Raw genomic sequence first — 17,842 nt, 5'->3', positions numbered from 1 at the left:
GCACGCTGCGGACGTGGCTACCTGCGATGTCTGCGGAAACGACTACTGGCTGGCGTTCGAGGTGCGGACGATCAGCGGCGACGTGCACACGTTCGACAGCTTCGAGTGCGCGATCCAGCGGCTCGCGCCGCGGTGCGAGCACTGCGACTGCCGGATCCTCGGCCACGGTGTCGAGGTGGCCGGGCGGTTCTTCTGCTGCGCCCACTGCGCCCGCAGTGCCGAGGACCTGGGCGCCCAGATCCGCGACACCGTCGGTGCGCACCCCGGCTAGAGGACCAGCGTGAGCTTGCCGTTCACGAACGACGGCCGCAGGTCGCCGCGCGCGTCGACGCTCTTCACCCCGTGCGGCAGGACTTCCTCGATCGCGCTGAACGCCAGGATGTCCGACACGCCGTAGCGGCCGTGCAGGGCGCGCTGGCCCGGGAACTTGAGCGCCCGGCCCTCGCGTCGCTGGCGGTGCGCCAACGCCGCGCGCAGTGCGCCCCGGTCCAACCCCTCGGGCCCGGCCAGTCGCTGGAGGTTGCCGTCGTGCACGGCGACCCCGTAACCCCGTTCGACCAGCGTGGAGACGGTGTTCTCGGACGGTCTCTCGACCAGTCGGAACGACATCGCGTGGTGGTCCTCCACCACGTGCACGCACACGACCTGGGCGTGGAAGAGCAGTGACTCGTAGAGGGACAGCGCGGTCTCGTCGGCCTGGACGGGCTCGGTGTGGCCCGCGTCCAGGCCAAGCCACGTGGTCATCCGGCCGCCTCGACGGCGATGTCGCGGACGTGATCGGGCACGGGTCCTCCTCGGCGGAACGCTGGGGGTGCGTGGAGGCTAGTCCGATCGGGTGATGTGGCGGTAGCCGCTGAATGGCCGAGGCGTGAACCTAGATCGGCAACAGGTCCCACTGGTCGAGGAACGGCAGCGCGCCGACGTTCTGGAGGGCGGCCAACGAGAGCCAGACGGTCAGGATCGTGATCAGCGGGCCCACGATCATCAGCTCGACCGTGCCGCCGGTCTGCATGCGCATGATCTTCGGCGGCGCCACCGGGAACCACGTCCTGCCCGCGAGCGGGATCGGCCACAGGATCGGGCAGCCCTGCTCGGTGATCGCGTCGCCCAGGTAGTGCGCGAAACAGCCGACGCCGACCGCGATGCCGCACGCCGCCGCGTTCGCGTCGGTCTGGGTGGTCCACATCAGGCACACGCCGGTGATCGCCGCCGACACGACGGTGATCAGAAGGGCGTCCTTCTTCGGGCTCCAGTCGTTCATGATCCCGCGCACGGCGAGGCCGGCGAACACGAACATGAGCGCCGGGAGGGCCCATTTCTGCGACGTCTGGACCACCGCGGTCGTCCCGACGGCGGCTGCGAGCGCGAAGACGAGCGTGTGCGTCAACCCGCGGTGCCCGCCGTCCCGGTTCGAGTCGCGGCGGGTGCGCGTGGTCCGGTAGACGAACGAGCTGACCGTGTTGAGCAGCCCGGACACGCCCTGGCTGAGCGGTCCGAACGTGCGCGAGATGGTGGACGAGGGGTGGTCGAGGTCGGGCAGCAGCGCGGCGCCCGTGGCGAGCACGCCGCCGACGGCCCAGCTCTGCGGGCTGAGCTGGCCGATGGGATGGTTGTGCGCGAGCGCGGTGACCGCCGCCCAAGCCAGCAGACCGCTCATGGCGTGCGTGGGTCCGGTCGACATGGTGCCCCCCCTCACAAGATCGTGTACGGAGGCTAGGGCATTGTGACGACGTTCCCTTTTCAGCCGTGGTGGGAACACGCAGCCGGACATAGCAGTACGCTTGTCTTGCTTGCACTGTCGCGAGAGGAGCGCCCTGAGTATGGGCAAGATCAAGGTTCAGGGGACCGTCGTCGAGCTTGACGGCGACGAGATGACCCGGATCATCTGGCAGTTCATCAAGGACAAGTTGATCCACCCGTACCTGGACGTCGACCTCGAGTACTACGACCTGGGCATCGAGCACCGGGACGCGACCGACGACCAGGTCACGATCGACTCCGCCAACGCCATCAAGAAGCACGGCGTGGGTGTGAAGTGCGCCACGATCACCCCCGACGAGGCGCGCGTCGAGGAGTTCGGCCTCAAGAAGATGTGGGTCTCGCCGAACGGCACGATCCGCAACATCCTGGGCGGCGTCGTGTTCCGCGAGCCGATCATCATCTCGAACATCCCGCGGCTGGTGCCGGGCTGGACGAAGCCGATCATCATCGGCCGTCACGCGCACGGCGACCAGTACAAGGCCACCAACTTCAAGGTGCCCGGCGCGGGTGAACTGACCATCACGTTCACGCCCCAGGACGGCTCCGAGCCGATCAAGCACGTGGTCGCCAACTACGGCGCCGACGGCGGCGTGGCGATGGGCATGTACAACTTCAACAAGTCCATCGAGGACTTCGCGCGCGCCTCGTTCGCCTACGGGTTGCAGCGGAACTACCCGGTGTACATGTCGACCAAGAACACCATCCTCAAGGCGTACGACGGCGCCTTCAAGGACATCTTCCAGGCCGTGTTCGAGTCCGAGTTCCAGGACAAGTTCGCCGCGGCCGGCCTCACCTACGAGCACCGCCTGATCGACGACATGGTCGCCGCGGCGCTCAAGTGGGAGGGCGGCTACGTCTGGGCCTGCAAGAACTACGACGGCGACGTGCAGTCCGACACCGTGGCGCAGGGCTTCGGCTCGCTGGGCCTGATGACGTCGGTGCTGATGACGCCGGACGGCCGCACCGTCGAGGCCGAGGCCGCGCACGGCACGGTGACCAGGCACTTCCGCCAGCACCAGGCCGGCAAGCCGACGTCCACCAACCCGATCGCGTCCATCTACGCGTGGACCGGTGGCCTGAAGCACCGCGGCAAGCTCGACTCCACGCCGGAGGTGACCGGTTTCGCGGAGACGTTGGAGCAGGTCATCATCTCGACCGTCGAGAGCGGCCGGATGACCAAGGACCTGGCCCAGCTCGTGGGTCCGGACCAGGAGTGGCAGACCACCGAGGACTTCCTCGGCACGCTCGACGAGAACCTCCAGAAGCGGATGGCCGGCTGAGTCCGACCGGTTCGCCTTCGGGGCCGTCCCTTCGGGGGCGGCCCCTTTTTTTGCCTGGTCGGGGTCACCCTTTCGGTGTCCCTACCGGGTGTTGTCGGGTTCCGGGTCTGCTGCCTGCGGGTTTTCCGCGCTATACCTCCATTCGGTGGAGAGGTGGAGGCCATGTTCGGGATTCCCACGCGCGGGATGGTCGTGATCGGGGTGTTCGCGGTCGCCGGGGTGCTCTACGTCGGGCGGGGCGCGAAGGTCGAGACGGTCGCCGACTGCGAGGTGACCGTGACGGCGGACGTGCTGAACGTGCGGTCCGGGCCCGCCGACACGCTGCCGATCGTGTCGACCATGGCGCGGGACGCGGTCGTGCGGGCGGATCGCGTGGTGGAGAACGGGTTCCGCCGGTTGGACGACGGGAAGTGGGTCAACGAGGCGTTCGTGACGCCGACGTCGGACAGCTCCTGCTGAGGCTCGGGACCACCGGGGCTGGGACCATGGACCGGTGTTCTTCCGATGGAGGTCCGGTGGTTCCGAGGTGACGACGTGCGCGTGCACGCCGGAGTGGCCGGAGTTGGTGTCGTCGTTGGACGGGCACCCGGTGCGCGGGGTGCCCTCGCCCGGTGGGAGCAGCCCGATGGTGCTGATGCTGGGGTTGGTCGCGGTGTGCGGGCGGTGCGCGGCGCGGTACCGCGGTGGGTGGGCGGTCGCCGACTAGGCTGCGCGGCGTGCTGACGGTTTCCTCGATCAACGTCAACGGCCTGCGCGCGGCGGCCAAAAAGGGCTACCTGGAATGGCTTTCCGCCACGGCGGCCGACGTGGTGTGCCTCCAGGAGGTCCGCGCCGAGCCCGGGCAGCTGACCGAGGAGGTGCGGTCGCCCGCGGGGTGGCACGTCGCCTCCGCGCACTCGTCGGTGAAGGGGCGCAACGGGGTGGCCGTGCTGACCCGCGCCGAGCCGCTCGCCGTGCGGGTCGGGTTCGGTGTCGCCGAGTTCGAGGAGTCCGGGCGGTACGTGGAGGTCGAGCTGGCCGACGTCGTGGTGGCGTCGCTGTACCTGCCCAGCGGTGACGTGGGCACGCCCCGGCAGGACGAGAAGGAGCGCTTCATGGCGGCGTTCCTGCCGTACCTGGTCGAACTGCGGGAGAAGGCCGCGGCCGACGGGCGGGAGGTGCTGGTGTGCGGTGACTGGAACATCGCGCACCGGGAGGCGGACCTGAAGGCCTGGAAGACGAACCAGAAGTCGTCCGGGTTCCTGCCCGCGGAGCGGGAGTGGCTGGGGCGGGTGTTCGGCGAGGCGCGGTACGTGGACGTGGTGCGGTCGTTGCACCCGGACGTGACCGGGCCCTACACGTGGTGGTCGTACCGGGGCAAGGCGTTCGACAACGACTCGGGGTGGCGGATCGATCTGCACGTGGCGACCGAGGGGTTGGCCGGTCGGGCGGTGTCGGCGGTGGTGGAGAGGGCGGCGACGTACGGCGAGCGGTGGTCCGACCACGCGCCGGTGACGGTGACGTTCGGCGACGCCTGAGCGCTGGAGGTTCGGGCGGCCTGGGGTTCGGAGTCGCCGCGGGGCTGGGGTGAGGCGGCGGGTGGACGCGCCTCGAGCCGGACTCGGGTCGGACTCGAACCGAGCTCGGTCGGGCTTGAGTCTGGGGACGGGTTGTCGGAGCGCGTTTTCGGCGGCTCGGGGGCGGCGCATGCGTTGGGATTGTTCAACGATTCTATGATTGGACGATCCCGTTGTTCAACGATTGCCTCGAGTGGGATTGGGGGATTGTTGAGGGTGGGGATTGTTGAACGATTGAACGAGGTGGGGGGTCGGGGGGAGTAGGCGGCGGGGGACGAGGGTTCGGGGGTCGCGGGAATTCCTCTTTTTCGGCGTGACGGCGGTGGATTCGGCGTGGCAGGGTCGCGGTGATCGAGAGGGGGGCCAATCGATGGCTGGGATCACTCGGCGGCGGTTTCTTCGGGCCGCGGGGGTGGGTGGGGCCGCGGCGGCGTTGGGGTTGCCGACGTTGCCCGCGCACGCGGCGGTTTCCGCCGCAGGGACGACGTTGGACGTGGCCGGGGTGCCTGTCGGGACCGGTGGGTACCGGAGGTTCGCGGCCGGGGCCGGGTGGCCGTTGGTGGTGCGCGGTGACGTCGCGACGCCCGGTGCCGGGCGGGAGGAGCGGCGGGTGGCGGTGGCGTGCTTCGTGCAGTTCACGGACATGCACATGGTCGACGCGCAGAGTCCGGCCCGGTTCGAGTACACGCACCCCTTGGTGCACAACAGCGCTTTCCGGCCGCACGAGACGCTGGCCCAGCACACCGCCACCTCGCTGGTCAGGCAGGTCGGCGCGCTGCGCGACGGGCCGTTCACCGGGCGGCCGATCGACTTCGTGATCACCACCGGCGACAACACCGACAACCACGAGCACGTCGAGCTGGACTGGTTCTTCCAGGTGCTCAACGGCGGTCGCGTCACCGCCGACACCGGCGACCTCACGCGCTACGAGGGTGTCCAGGACTCCGGGTCGACCACCTTCTGGAACCCGCACTCCACCGCACAGGACGACTACAAGGCCCGCGGCTACCCGGTCGTCCCCGGCCTGCTCGACGCCGCGCGCCGGCCGTTCGACAGCCCGGGCCTGCACGTCCCGTGGTACTGCACGTTCGGCAACCACGACGACAGCGTCCTCGGCGCCCTGCCCGACGGCGTCCCGTTCGTGAACGCCCTCTACACCGGCGGCACGAAGATCTACGGGTTCGACGCCGCCGCCACCGCCCGGATCGCCCGCGCCTTCCGGGACCCGGCCTACCTGGCCGACGCCGTCGCGGTGCTCACCAGCGGCACCGGGGTGGTCCGGGGCGTCACGCCCGACCCGAGGCGGACACCGTTCACCACGGGGGAGTTCGTGCGGGCGCACCTCGACCCGCGCAACACCGGCCCGGGGCCGCGCGGGCACGGGTTCACCGACGACAACGCGGACGGCGTCGACGTGTTCTACACGTTCCCGATCGCGCCCGGCGTCACCGGGATCAGCCTGGACACCACGACCACGTCCGGCCTCGCCAACGGCTCCATCGGCCTGCACCAGTACCAGTGGCTGGAGAAGGTGCTGCGCCGCGGCAGCTCCCGCTACTACGACCTGTTCGGCCGGCTCAGGACGCAGCAGGCGACCGACGAGCTGTTCGTCCTGTTCAGCCACCACACCAGCTGGACCATGGACAACACCCTCCCGGACGCGCGCCGCCCGCTCGACCTCCGGCTCAACGGTCAGGCGCTGGTCGACCTGCTCACCCGCTACCCGAACGTGGTCGCCTGGGTCAACGGCCACATCCACGAGAACAAGATCGTCTCGCACGGCGCGGGCGAACGGGCGTTCTGGGAGGTCAACACCGCCTCGCACATCGACTACCCGCAGGTGGCCCGGGTGCTCGAACTCGTGGACAACGGCGACGGCACGCTGTCGCTGTTCACCACCCTGATCGAGGGTGACGCTCCGTATTCGGCACCCTATGACGATCTCTCTCCGACGGGGCTGGCGTCACACGCCCGTGAACTCTCGTTCAACACGCCGTACACGGTCCCGGCGGCCCTGGGTGAACTCCAGGACCGCAACGTCGAACTCGTGGTGGCCGGTCGGAGTCCGGCCAGGGCCTAGCGGCGATAGTGCGCCGGATCACTGTCGGGCGCGCTGGAGGAATACCCGCCGGCTAGGGTCGTTGACGTGGCCGTGGACATCTCGATCACCCCGCCGGAAGCACAGCCCAGCCAGGCGGCCATGCGGCGTGCGCTGCGCCGGGCCGCGGACGGCGCGACGCTGGACGTGACCGAGGCGTCCGTGCTGCTCCACGCCAGGGGCGACGACCTGGAGGCGCTGCTCGCGGCGGCCGGGAAGGTCCGGGACGCGCACCTCCTCGCGGAGGGCAGGCCCGGCGTCGTCACCTACAGCCGGAACGCGTTCATCCCGCTCACGAGGTTGTGCCGGGACCGTTGCCACTACTGCACGTTCGCGACGGTCCCGCACAAGCTCCCCGCCGCGTTCCTGGAGCGCGACGAGGTGCTCGACATCGCCCGCGCCGCGGCCGCCCAGGGGTGCAAGGAAGCGCTGTTCACCCTCGGTGACCGACCGGAGGACCGCTGGCCGCAGGCCAAGGAGTGGCTCGAGGCGCGCGGCTACGAGTCGACGCTCGACTACGTGCGGGCGTGCGCCATCGCGGTGCTGGAGGAGACCGGGCTGCTGCCGCACCTCAACCCCGGCGTGCTGAGCTGGGAGGAGCTGACGCGGCTCCGGCCGGTCGCGGCCAGCATGGGGATGATGCTCGAGACCACGTCCGAGCGGTTGTGGAGCGAGAAGGGCCAACCGCACTACGGCAGTCCCGACAAGGAGCCCGCGGTCCGGATGCGGGTGCTGACCGATGCCGGTCGGGTGAACATTCCGTTCACGACCGGAATCCTCATCGGCATCGGCGAGACGATCACCGAGCGCGCCGACTCGCTGCTCGCGATGCGCGGCGTGGCCCGCCAGTACGGGCACGTGCAGGAAGTGATCATCCAGAACTTCCGGGCCAAGCCGGACACCGCGATGCGCGGCATGCCCGACGCCGACCTGCACGAACTCGCCGCCACGATCGCCGTGGCCCGGCTGGTGATGCCGTCGTCCACGAGCGTGCAGGCGCCGCCGAACCTGGTGGGCGGCGAGTACGACCTGATGCTGCGCGCCGGCATCGACGACTGGGGCGGCGTCTCGCCGGTCACGCCCGACCACGTGAACCCGGAACGCCCGTGGCCCCAGGTCGACCTCCTGGAGGGCGAGACGCGCAAGGCCGGTTTCGCGCTGGCCGAACGGCTGGCCGTCTACCCCCGGTACGTGCGCGCGGCGGCCGGCCAGTGGATCGACACCCGGCTGACCACCCACGTGACCGCGCTGGCCCGCGAGGACGGCCTCGCCGAGCCGGACGCGCCGGTGGTGGGCCGGGAGTGGCAGGAGCCCGACGGCGGCCTGGACACCTACGGTCGCGCCGACCTGCACACCGCGATCGACACCGAGGGCCGCACCGAGGACCGCCGCGGCGATTTCGACTCCGTCTACGGCGACTGGAAGTCCCTGAACGTCCCCCGGGCCGTCGAACGGCTGCCCGAGGACGCGGCACGCGCGCTGCGGATCGCCGCCGACGACCCGGCGCGCCTGCTGGAGGACACCGACGCGGCCATGGCGCTGCTGACCGCCGACGGCGACGCCCTGGAGACCATGGCGCGGCTCGCCGACGAGCTGCGCGCGCAGGTCGTGGGCGACGACGTGACCTACGTGGTCAACCGCAACATCAACTTCTCCAACGTCTGCTACGTCGGCTGCCGGTTCTGCGCGTTCGCCCAGCGCGAGCGCGACGCCGACGCGTTCCGGCTGTCCCTGGACGAGGTCGCCGACCGCGCGCAGGAGGCGTGGGACGCGGGCGCGACCGAGGTCTGCATGCAGGGCGGCATCGACCCCAAGCTGCCGACCACCTACTACGCCGACGTGGTGCGCGCGATCAAGGCCCGGGTGCCGGGCATGCACGTGCACGCGTTCAGCCCGATGGAGATCGTCAGCGGCGCGGCCAAGGCCGGGGTGAGCGTGCGGGAGTGGTTGACCGACCTGCGCGACGCGGGTCTGGACACCATCCCGGGCACCGCCGCCGAGATCCTCGACGACGACGTGCGCTGGGTGCTGACCAAGGGCAAGCTGCCCGCCGCGACCTGGCTCGACGTCGTCGCCACCGCGCACGACCTGGGCATCCGCTCGTCGTCCACGATGATGTACGGCCACGTCGACCACCCCGGGCACTGGCTCGGCCACTTCCGGGCGCTGGCCGCGCTCCAGGACCGCACCGGCGGGCTGACCGAGTTCGTCGGGCTGCCGTTCGTGCACCGCAACGCCCCGATCTACCTGGCGGGCGTCGCGCGGCCCGGTCCGACCCGGCGGGACAACCGGGCCGTCCACGCGTTCGCGCGGCTCGCCCTGCACGGTCGGGTCGACAACGTGCAGGTCTCGTGGGTCAAGCTGGGCGACGAGGGCACCGCCGAGGTGCTCCGGGGCGGCGCGAACGACCTGGGCGGCACGCTGATGGAGGAGACCATCAGCCGGATGGCGGGCTCCGAGCACGGCTCCAACCGCACCGTCGAGCAGCTGCACGCCACGGCCGCGCTCGCGGGTCGCCGGGCCCGGCAGCGCACTACGACGTACGGACGAGTCGACGTGGTCGGATAGACCCCCGGAACACCCCACGTCTGCCGTCGTGGTTAGTCTGCCGCCAATCCGTCGACCCGGTTCACCCGTAGTGGGGACCCGGTGTGGGTGAAGGAGGCTCGGCAGTGCGCAGACGTGGTGCAGCGCTGGGTGTGCTCGTCGGACTGGCGACACCGCTGGTGGTGACCGGGGTGGCCGACGCCGCCACGGCCACGGTCGCCGCGGGCTCGGTGTCGTTGAACGCGCCGGTGGGCATCGCCGCCGTGGCGTTCGGCGTCGTGGGTCTGGTCACCGGACTCGTGCGCCGCCGCAAGGCCGCCGCCGACCGGGCCGAGGAGACCGCCGCCGCGGTCGTCGCGACGGCCACCGCGTCGGTCGCCGCCGTCGTGCCGGTCGTGGCACCGGACGTGGAACCCGCCACCACCCAGGCGTGACCCGCCTGGGACAATCGCGGGTGTGTCCGAACCCGTGCCCGTGAGCCGTCCGCGTTCGCTGTCCGGCATCCAGCCGACCGCCGATTCGTTCCACCTCGGCAACTACCTCGGCGCCATCCGGCAGTGGATCGCGCTCCAGGAGACGCACGACGCGTTCTACTTCATCGCGGACCTGCACGCGATCACCGTCGAGCAGGACCCGAAGGTGTTGCGGCGCAACACGCGGGTGTCGGTCGCGCAGCTGCTCGCGCTCGGCGTCGACCCGGACACGTCGACGCTGTTCGTGCAGTCGCAGGTGCCCGAGCACGCCCAGCTGGGCTGGGTCATGCAGTGCCTGACGGGTTTCGGCGAGGCGTCGCGGATGACCCAGTTCAAGGACAAGTCGGCGCGCCAGGAGACGGCCGTCGGCGTCGGGCTGTTCACCTACCCGAGCCTCCAGGCCGCGGACATCCTGCTCTACAACGCTCACCACGTGCCGGTCGGCGAGGACCAGCGGCAGCACCTCGAGCTGACCCGCGACCTCGCGACCCGGTTCAACTCCCGGTACGGCAAGGCTTTCCGGGTGCCCGAGCCCTACATCGTCAAGGACACCGCGAAGATCTTCGACCTCCAGGAGCCGACGGCGAAGATGTCGAAGTCGGTGCCGACGGGTGTGGTCGAGCTGCTGGAGGACCCGAAGCGGTCGGCCAAGAAGATCCGTTCCGCGGTGACCGACGCCGGCCGCGAGGTCACCTACGACCCGGCCGCGAAGCCCGGTGTGTCGAACCTGCTGGTGATCTACTCGGCGTTGACCGGGCGCGGGGTCGACTCGCTCGTCGCGGACTACGAGGGCAAGGGCTACGGGGACCTGAAGAAGGACCTCGGCGAGGTGTTCACCGAGTTCGTCACGCCCGTGCAGGCCGCGGTCGCCGGGTACCTGGACGACGTGGTGGAGCTGGACAAGATCCTCGCGCGGGGCGCGGAGAAGGCCCGCGAGGTCGCGTCGCGGACGTTGGCGCGGGCGTATGACCGGATCGGGTTCCTGCCGAGTGGCGGTTGATCACCGGCGGGCCTAGTTTTAGGGCGTGGCCGACCCTGCTGAGCCCTCCAAGATCGAGAAGTTGCGGCGGGACAAGCCGTGGCTCGACCACCTCCTGCGCGCCGCCGAGCGGTACACCTCGCGGTACGGCGCCCAGCACGCGGCGGCGGTGACGTACTTCAGCGTGCTGTCGCTGGTGCCGATGCTGATGATCGGCTTCGCGATCGCCGGTTTCGTGCTGTCGTCGCAGCCCGACCTGCTGACCGAGTTGCAGAGCAGCATCGCCGAGGCGGTGCCGGGCGCGTTGGGCGACACGGTCAACGACGTGGTGAAGCAGGCCGTGGAGTCGAAGGGCACCGTCGGTGTCTTCGGTCTGCTGGGCGCGGCGTACTCCGGTTTGGGGTGGATGAGCAACCTGCGCGACGCGTTGACCGCGCAGTGGGGGCACGGCAAGGAGGACCTGCCGTTCCTCAAGACGATCTTCAAGGACCTGCTGTCGCTGCTGGGTCTCGGCGCGGCGCTGGTGGTGTCGTTCGGGTTGACGGCGGCCGGGTCCGGGTTCGCGCACCTGCTGCTGGACTGGGTGGGGCTGTCGGGTGTGTGGTGGGCCGAGGCGCTGCTGAAGGCGGGCACGATCGTGCTGTCGCTCGCGGCGAACTGGCTGGTGTTCCTGTGGGTGCTGGCGAAGTTGCCGCGCAAGCCGGTGACGTGGCGGTCGGCGTTCCGGGGTGCGGCGGCGGCGGCGTTCGGGTTCGAGGTCCTCAAGCAGGTCGGGACGATCTACCTGTCGTCGGTGACGTCGTCGCCCGCCGGCGCGGCGTTCGGGCCGGTGATCGGTGTGCTGGTGTTCGCGAACCTGGTCGCGCAGTTCCTGCTGTTCATCACCGCGTGGACGGCCACGGCGAAGGAGAACGCCCTCCGCGACCTGCCCGCCCCTCCGCCGCCCGCGGTGATCCGCCCGGTGGTCGAGGTGTCGGGCCGGCCGACCGCCCGGACCGCCGCGGTTCTGGTGGGTGCCGGGGCGGTGCTGGCGACGTTGTGGCGGCACCGGGGTCGACGCTCGTCCTGACGCCCGGCGCGTGTTCTCGGGTTGAGATGTTGGATTGTTGAACGATTCTAGGATCGGACGATCGAACCCGTGGGCGTGGGCCGGGGGCGTGAGGTAGTGGTTCTCGCGCGCGCGTCCCAAGCCCAGTGCGTTTCCCGGCCCTGCTGCCGGCGGTGATCTTGCCGGTGGTCGAGGGGTGGCGCCGGTGGTCGAGGGGCGGCCTGGCGCTCGGACCGCTGTGGGGGCACCGGGGTGGGCGCTCGTCCTGAGTGGCGGCGGGTTCTCGGACGCGTTGAGCCGGCTGTGGTGGCCCGGCGCTGGGGTTGTGAACGCGCCGAGCCTGCTGTGGTCGCCGGGCGCTGAGGCGGCGAATGCGCGAGGTTGCCGAGCCTCCTGCGGTCGCCGGGCGCCGAGGCGGCGAATGCGCGAGGTTGCCGAGCCTGCTGCGGTCGCCGGGCGCTGAGGCGGCGAATGCGCGAGGTTGCCGAGCCTGCTGCGGTCGCCGGGCGCTGAGGCGGCGAATGCGCGAGGTTGCCGAGCCTGCTGTGGCTGTCGAGCGCGCTGTGGCTGCCGAGCGCGCCGCGAGCGTCGGGTTCGCCGCCGGGCGTGATCCGACCGGCGGTCGGGGTGGCGGGTGGCTCCGAGTGCCGCGGTCCTGGTGTGAGGTGTTGGCAGGTTGAGATGTTGGATTGTTGAACGATTCTAGGGTTGGACGATCGAACCCGTGGGTGCGGGCGAGGGGTACCGGTCCTCGCCCGCACCGGGTCGGTCACGTCCAGAAGACGGCGATGGCGACGTTCAGCACGACCAGGCCGGCCAGGCCCGGGGTGATCCAGGCGGCGGGCTTCTTGTTCAGGTTCAGCGCCACGATGCCGCCGATCACGACCAGGACCAGGAGTTTCACCCCGATCTTGACGTGGTTGTAGTCCTTGTCGGTCAGCGGGGACAGGGCGACCAGGGCGATGCCCGTCAGCAGCTGGAGGGCGCTGCCGTGCAGCCAGCCCTTGTTCAGCGGCGCGTCGGCGCCCGCCCTGCGCTGGACGAAGAACATGGCGATGAGCATGCCCATGCCCAGCAGGTGCAGGAACACCAGCAACAAGCGCACGAAGTCCACGGCGGGGTCCTCCAAGGTGTGGTGGTTACTTGCGGAGCGCGCGCAGTCCTCGCGCGCCCAGCACGCCGATGATCGTGCCGAAGGTCAGCGACGCCAGCACGAGCAGCAGGTGCACGGTGAAGAACGCCGTGGGGCCGGAGTCCCACGAACGCGGGTCCTTCCAGATGTTGCGCAAGAAGGTCGGCCAGATCACCCACGACCACACCCCGAAAGCGACCAGGAACAGGGCCATGCCTCGGGAGAGCTTCACGGCCGCCAGTATCGGCCGTGGCGGGTGCGCATCACTCAACCGGGGTGGCTAGCCTGGGCACCGTGCGTTCCACTGCGTCCCGACGGCCCCTGGTCGCCCTCGTGCTGGCTGCCTGCACGCTGATGGGCTCCGGTGCGTTCGCCGCGCCCGTGGCGGCCGCGCGACAGGCGTCGTGCGAGAACCGCGAGTCACCGCCCCCGCCGGTGGACACCTCCGAGCAGGTGCCCGAGGGTCAGCAGGCGCCGCGCCCGGTGCCGGTGCCGGAGAACCCCGTCGGCGGTGAGCGGATGGGCGAGTGCGGTGCCGTGCTGCCCACCGGCGCGCCGACGCCGCCCGAGCTGAGCGCCGCCGGGTGGCTGGTGGCCGACATGGACAGCGGCGCGGTGCTGGCCGGGTTCAACCCGCACGGCAGGCAGCGGCCGGCGTCGGTGATCAAGGTGCTGCTGGCCATGGTGGTGGCCAAGGAGCTGCCGCTGGACGGCAAGGTCACCGCGTCCGCCGAGGACCTGGCGCAGGAGTGCACCTGCGTCGGCCTGCGCGACGGCGGCGAGTACACCGTGGAGCAACTGCTCCAGGCGCTGGTGATGGCGTCGGGCAACGACGTCGCGCACCTGCTCGCCCGCAGGCTCGGCGGCCTGCCGAGCGCGCTGCGCAAGATGAACGCGCTCGCGGCCGAGCTCGGCGCGCTGGACACCCGGGCCATCACCCCGTCCGGACTGGACGCACCGGGCACCAGCACGTCCGCCTACGACGTGGCGCTGATCTTCCGCAAGGCCATGGAGTACCCGGACTTCGCCAACGCCGTGCAGGCGCGGCAGATCGACTTCCCGGCGGCGTCGGGCACCGGGACCGTGCCGGTGTTCAACGACAACCGGCTGCTGGCCAACTACGAGGGCGCGCTGGGCGGCAAGTCCGGCTTCACCGACGATTCGCAGCACACCTACGTGGGAGCGGCCCAGCGTGGCGGCAAGAGGCTCGTGGTGGTGCTCCTGCGCGGCACGCAGGAGCCGGTGCGGATGACCGACCAGGCGGCCCGGTTGCTGGACTACGGGTTCGCGCTGCCCGCGTCGGCGAACACCGAGCCGGTCGGCAGGCTGGTGAAGGGCGCGCCGCAGGCGGAGAAGAAGACCCCGACCGCCAAGCCGACCGAAACCAGCGCGCAGCCCGGCGCCGCGGCCGGCCGGGACACGCCGACCACGCAGAACACCGCGATGGAGAAGGCGTTCGGCACCGTGGGTCTGCCGGTGACCGGCGTGGCCGCGGTCGGCCTGCTGCTGGCCTTCATGATGGTGCTGCGCAACAAGCGCGCCCGGGCCGCCCGCGCCCGTCGAGCCGCCCGGCAGGCCGGCTAGCCACTGGCGAGTCCACTACGGCACCCCGAACCTCGCGTTCGGGGTGCCGTTCTCGTTGTGGCGGCGGAAATCGCGCGCTCCGGTGGTGCGGGGTGCACGGCCCCGGTCGTGGGCGTCGGCGGGTTCGACGGGATGGTGCGCGCACCGACGTAGTCGCTGCTCAGCACGGTCGCGCGCACCACTGGGAGGACGAAAACCCTTTTCCCCCAACGGTTTTCGGCTCGGTAGGGTGGGGGCATGACCTCGATGTGGGCTGGTGACAGGGTTCGGCTGCGGGCGGTCGAGCCGGAGGACTGGGAGACGTTCCGGAGTTTTGACGAGCACACCGAGGACGTGCGCGCGGGTGATCTCGTGCGGCTGCCCCGGTCCGCGGCGGGCTACCGGGCGTGGACGGAGGCGCAGGCGCGCAACGAGTCCGAGGACGAGTTGTTCCTGGCCGTGGAGGAACTGGCGGGCGGCGCGCTGGTGGGTTCGGTCAGCACGCAGGCGGTCGACCGGCGCGCCGGTCGGTTCCGGTGCGGCATCGCGATCGGGCGCGAGCACCGCAGGCTCGGCTACGCGTCCGAGGCCGTGGTGCTGCTGATGCGGTTCATGTTCTCCGAGCGCCGGTTCCACAAGTGCGGGGTGGGCGTCTACGGTTTCAACGAGCCGTCGATCGCGCTGCACGAGTCGCTCGGGTTCCGGGTGGAGGGCCGGTTGCGGGACCACGAGTTCTTCGGCGGCAGGCACCACGACGTGGTGCTGCTGGGGCTGACCGTGGACGAGTTCGCCGCGCGGCACCCCTTTGACGACGTCAGGCCTCCCGAACCGGTGGTCCGGGAGGCCTGAGCGGGCGGTTCGCCGGGTCAGACGCGCTTGAACAGCAGCGCGCGCTTGACCTCCTGGATCGCCTTGGTCACCTGGATGCCGCGGGGGCACGCGTCGGTGCAGTTGAACGTCGTGCGGCAGCGCCACACGCCGTCGATGTCGTTCAGGATGTCCAGCCGCTCCTCGGAGCCCTCGTCGCGGCTGTCGAAGATGAAGCGGTGCGCGTTGACGATCGCGGCCGGGCCGAAGTAGGAGCCCTCGGTCCAGTACACCGGGCACGACGTGGTGCAGCAGGCGCACAGGATGCACTTCGTCGTGTCGTCGAAGCGCTCGCGGTCGGCGGCCGACTGGATGCGCTCGCGCGTGGGCTCGTTGCCGTAGGTGATGAGGTACGGCTTGACCGCGCGGAACGCCTCGAAGAACGGCTCCATGTCGACCAGCAGGTCCTTGTTCACCGGCAGGCCCTTGATGGGCTCGATGGTGATCGTGGTCTGCTTGCCGCCGCCCGCGAGCAGGTCCTTGAGCAGGACCTTGCACGCCAACCGGTTGACCCCGTTGATGCGCATCGCGTCCGAGCCGCAGATGCCGTGCGCGCACGACCGGCGGAAGGTCAGCGTGCCGTCCAGGTACCACTTCACGTAGTGCAGCAGGTTGAGCACCCGGTCCGACCGCAGCGCGGGGATCTCGAAGGAGTCCCAGCGCGGCTCCGGGTCGACCTCGGGGTTGAACCGGCGGATCTTCAGCGTGACGGTGATCGCGCCGTCCGGCACCGGGGGCTGGGCGCCGCGCGATCCCGTGGAGACTTCAGCGGTAGCGGTCATCAGTACTTGCGCTCCATCGGCTGGTACCGGGTGAACGTCACGGGCTTGTAGTCGAGGCGGATGTCCGCCGCCAGGCCGTCACCCTGCTTGTAGTACATGCTGTGGCGCATGAAGTTCGTGTCGTCGCGGTTCGGGTAGTCCTCGCGCGCGTGGCCGCCGCGGGACTCCTTGCGCGCGAGCGCGCCGTGCACCAGGACCTCGGCCAGCTCCAGCAGGAAGCCGAGCTCCACGGCCTCCAGGAGGTCCGTGTTGAAGCGCTTCCCCTTGTCCTGCACCGAGATCCGCTGGTACCGCTCCTTGAGCGCCTGCACGTCGTGCAGCGCCTGCTTGAGCGTGTCCTCAGTGCGGTAGACCGACGCGTTGGCGTCCATCGTGGCCTGGAGCTCGGTGCGGATGTCCGCGACCCGCTCCTCGCCGTGCTCGGACAGCGCCAGCGCCACCTGCGCCTCGACCGACGCGGTCGGGTTCTCCGGCAGCTCCACGTGCTCGTGCGCGTTCGCGTAGTCCGCGGCCGCGATGCCGGCCCGGCGGCCGAACACGTTGATGTCCAGCAGGGAGTTGGTGCCCAACCGGTTCGCGCCGTGCACCGAGACGCACGCGCACTCGCCGGCCGCGTACAGGCCCGGGACCACGTTGTCGTTGTCCCGCAACACCTCGCCGTGGATGTTGGTCGGGATGCCGCCCATCGCGTAGTGCGCGGTCGGGTACACCGGCACCGGCTCCTTCACCGGGTCGACCGCGAGGTACGTGCGGGCGAACTCGGTGATGTCGGGCAGCTTCGTCTCGAGCACCTCGGCGCCCAGGTGCGTGCAGTCCAGCAGCACGTAGTCCTTGTTCGGACCGGCGCCGCGGCCTTCGAGCACCTCCAGCGCCATCGAGCGGGCCACGATGTCGCGGGGCGCCAGGTCCTTGATGGTCGGGGCGTACCGCTCCATGAACCGCTCGCCCGAGGCGTTGCGGAGGATCGCGCCCTCGCCGCGCGCGCCCTCGGTGAGCAGGATGCCCAGACCCGCCAGACCGGTCGGGTGGAACTGGTAGAACTCCATGTCCTCCAAGGGAAGGCCCTTGCGGAAGACGATGCCCATGCCGTCGCCGGTCAGCGTGTGCGCGTTCGACGTGGTCTTGAAGACCTTGCCGAAACCGCCCGTCGCGAAGACCACGGACTTGGCGTGGAAGACGTGGATCTCGCCGGTCGCGAGCTCGTAGGCCACGGCGCCGGTGCAGACCGGGCCGTCCTCGGTCTCGGTCAGGCAGATGTCGAGCACGTAGAACTCGTTGAAGAACTCGATGCCGTGCTTGACGCAGTTCTGGTACAGCGTCTGGAGGATCATGTGACCGGTGCGGTCGGCCGCGTAGCACGCCCGGCGCACGGCGGCTTCACCGTGGTTGCGGGTGTGGCCGCCGAACCGGCGCTGGTCGATCTTGCCCTCGGGCGTCCGGTTGAACGGCAGGCCCATCTTCTCCAGGTCGAGGACCGCGTCGATGGCCTCCTTCGCCATGATCTCGGCGGCGTCCTGGTCGACCAGGTAGTCGCCGCCCTTGATCGTGTCGAAGGTGTGCCACTCCCAGTTGTCCTCCTCCACGTTGGCCAGCGCGGCGCACATGCCGCCCTGCGCCGCGCCCGTGTGGGACCGCGTGGGGTAGAGCTTGGTCAGCACCGCGGTGCGGGCGCGCTGCCCGGACTCGATGGCCGCGCGCATCCCGGCGCCACCCGCGCCGATGATCACGACGTCGTACTTGTGGAACTGCATGACTA

General features: G+C 70.4%; 18 protein-coding genes. 12 read left to right on the top strand and 6 right to left on the bottom strand.

The features are described from left to right. Positions 1 to 13 precede the first annotated feature (13 nt). Complete coding sequence (locus AB0G50_RS05315; protein WP_360102506.1) at positions 14 to 271, top strand: Prokaryotic metallothionein; 258 nt, start codon at positions 14 to 16, stop codon at positions 269 to 271. Here AB0G50_RS05315 and AB0G50_RS05310 read toward each other — a convergent pair. Both AB0G50_RS05310 and AB0G50_RS05305 read right to left on the bottom strand, forming a co-directional pair. Then, a complete protein-coding gene (locus AB0G50_RS05310) occupies positions 268 to 744 on the bottom strand; it encodes a hypothetical protein (RefSeq protein WP_360102504.1) in 477 nt (158 codons plus the stop codon). The genes AB0G50_RS05315 and AB0G50_RS05310 overlap by 4 nt on opposite strands. Positions 745 to 874: 130 nt before the next feature. Next, complete coding sequence (locus AB0G50_RS05305; RefSeq protein WP_360102502.1) at positions 875 to 1,681, bottom strand: metal-dependent hydrolase; 807 nt, start codon at positions 1,679 to 1,681, stop codon at positions 875 to 877. Between the two features lie 139 nt (positions 1,682 to 1,820). Here AB0G50_RS05305 and AB0G50_RS05300 point away from each other — a divergent pair, with 139 nt between their 5' ends. From AB0G50_RS05300 to yhjD, 9 genes are all read left to right on the top strand, one after another. Further along, positions 1,821 to 3,041, top strand: coding sequence for an NADP-dependent isocitrate dehydrogenase (locus tag AB0G50_RS05300; protein ID WP_360102500.1), 1,221 nt, complete (start codon positions 1,821 to 1,823; stop codon positions 3,039 to 3,041). A 162-nt stretch (positions 3,042 to 3,203) separates the two neighbouring features. Then, a complete protein-coding gene (locus tag AB0G50_RS05295; RefSeq protein ID WP_360102498.1) occupies positions 3,204 to 3,500 on the top strand; it encodes an SH3 domain-containing protein in 297 nt (98 codons plus the stop codon). A 34-nt stretch (positions 3,501 to 3,534) separates the two neighbouring features. Next, positions 3,535 to 3,747 (top strand): hypothetical protein, encoded by a 213-nt coding sequence (locus AB0G50_RS05290; RefSeq protein ID WP_360102496.1) that lies wholly within the window; start codon positions 3,535 to 3,537, stop codon positions 3,745 to 3,747. A 10-nt stretch (positions 3,748 to 3,757) separates the two neighbouring features. Continuing rightward, positions 3,758 to 4,558 carry an exodeoxyribonuclease III gene (locus AB0G50_RS05285; RefSeq protein ID WP_360102494.1) on the top strand — a complete coding sequence of 267 codons (801 nt, stop codon included), beginning with the start codon at positions 3,758 to 3,760 and terminating at the stop codon, positions 4,556 to 4,558. Positions 4,559 to 4,967: 409 nt separating this feature from the next. Beyond that, positions 4,968 to 6,677 (top strand): TIGR03767 family metallophosphoesterase, encoded by a 1,710-nt coding sequence (locus AB0G50_RS05280; protein ID WP_360102492.1) that lies wholly within the window; start codon positions 4,968 to 4,970, stop codon positions 6,675 to 6,677. Between the two features lie 66 nt (positions 6,678 to 6,743). Then, complete coding sequence (locus AB0G50_RS05275; protein WP_360102490.1) at positions 6,744 to 9,263, top strand: bifunctional FO biosynthesis protein CofGH; 2,520 nt, start codon at positions 6,744 to 6,746, stop codon at positions 9,261 to 9,263. A 104-nt stretch (positions 9,264 to 9,367) separates the two neighbouring features. After that, positions 9,368 to 9,676 carry a hypothetical protein gene (locus tag AB0G50_RS05270; RefSeq protein WP_360102488.1) on the top strand — a complete coding sequence of 103 codons (309 nt, stop codon included), beginning with the start codon at positions 9,368 to 9,370 and terminating at the stop codon, positions 9,674 to 9,676. 22 nt (positions 9,677 to 9,698) lie between these two features. Continuing rightward, on the top strand, positions 9,699 to 10,715 hold the full coding sequence (gene trpS, locus AB0G50_RS05265) for a tryptophan--tRNA ligase (RefSeq protein WP_360102486.1): 1,017 nt from the start codon (positions 9,699 to 9,701) through the stop codon (positions 10,713 to 10,715). Positions 10,716 to 10,740: 25 nt separating this feature from the next. Beyond that, positions 10,741 to 11,763: an inner membrane protein YhjD gene (gene yhjD, locus AB0G50_RS05260; protein WP_360102484.1), complete on the top strand. Its 1,023-nt coding sequence runs from the start codon at positions 10,741 to 10,743 to the stop codon at positions 11,761 to 11,763. 748 nt (positions 11,764 to 12,511) lie between these two features. Here the strand turns inward: yhjD and AB0G50_RS05255 are convergent. Beyond that, the gene (locus tag AB0G50_RS05255) at positions 12,512 to 12,856 is read right to left on the bottom strand and encodes a hypothetical protein (protein WP_360102482.1); all 345 of its coding nucleotides are present in this window, start codon (positions 12,854 to 12,856) and stop codon (positions 12,512 to 12,514) included. Between the two features lie 25 nt (positions 12,857 to 12,881). Then, positions 12,882 to 13,106: a hypothetical protein gene (locus AB0G50_RS05250; RefSeq protein ID WP_360102480.1), complete on the bottom strand. Its 225-nt coding sequence runs from the start codon at positions 13,104 to 13,106 to the stop codon at positions 12,882 to 12,884. Positions 13,107 to 13,168: 62 nt separating this feature from the next. On the opposite strand from AB0G50_RS05250, the gene AB0G50_RS05245 reads away from it, so the two are divergent. Both AB0G50_RS05245 and AB0G50_RS05240 read left to right on the top strand, forming a co-directional pair. Continuing rightward, the gene (locus AB0G50_RS05245) at positions 13,169 to 14,458 is read left to right on the top strand and encodes a D-alanyl-D-alanine carboxypeptidase family protein (protein WP_360102478.1); all 1,290 of its coding nucleotides are present in this window, start codon (positions 13,169 to 13,171) and stop codon (positions 14,456 to 14,458) included. Positions 14,459 to 14,695: 237 nt separating this feature from the next. Continuing rightward, positions 14,696 to 15,286, top strand: a complete 591-nt coding sequence (locus AB0G50_RS05240) for a GNAT family protein (RefSeq protein ID WP_360102476.1) — start codon at positions 14,696 to 14,698, stop codon at positions 15,284 to 15,286. A 17-nt stretch (positions 15,287 to 15,303) separates the two neighbouring features. On the opposite strand, the gene AB0G50_RS05235 is transcribed toward AB0G50_RS05240, so the two are convergent. Together AB0G50_RS05235 and sdhA are read right to left on the bottom strand one after the other, a co-directional pair. Continuing rightward, a complete protein-coding gene (locus tag AB0G50_RS05235) occupies positions 15,304 to 16,086 on the bottom strand; it encodes a succinate dehydrogenase iron-sulfur subunit (protein WP_360102474.1) in 783 nt (260 codons plus the stop codon). Further along, positions 16,086 to 17,837: a succinate dehydrogenase flavoprotein subunit gene (gene sdhA, locus AB0G50_RS05230; protein WP_360102472.1), complete on the bottom strand. Its 1,752-nt coding sequence runs from the start codon at positions 17,835 to 17,837 to the stop codon at positions 16,086 to 16,088. Before sdhA ends, AB0G50_RS05235 begins: the two co-directional genes overlap by 1 nt. Positions 17,838 to 17,842 lie beyond the last annotated feature (5 nt).

It is taken from the genome of Actinosynnema sp. NPDC020468 (genome assembly GCF_040642015.1).
Lineage (GTDB): Bacteria > Actinomycetota > Actinomycetes > Mycobacteriales > Pseudonocardiaceae > Actinosynnema.
Note: the sequence above shows the minus strand (reverse complement) of the source record. Positions and strands in the feature narration are given on the sequence as shown.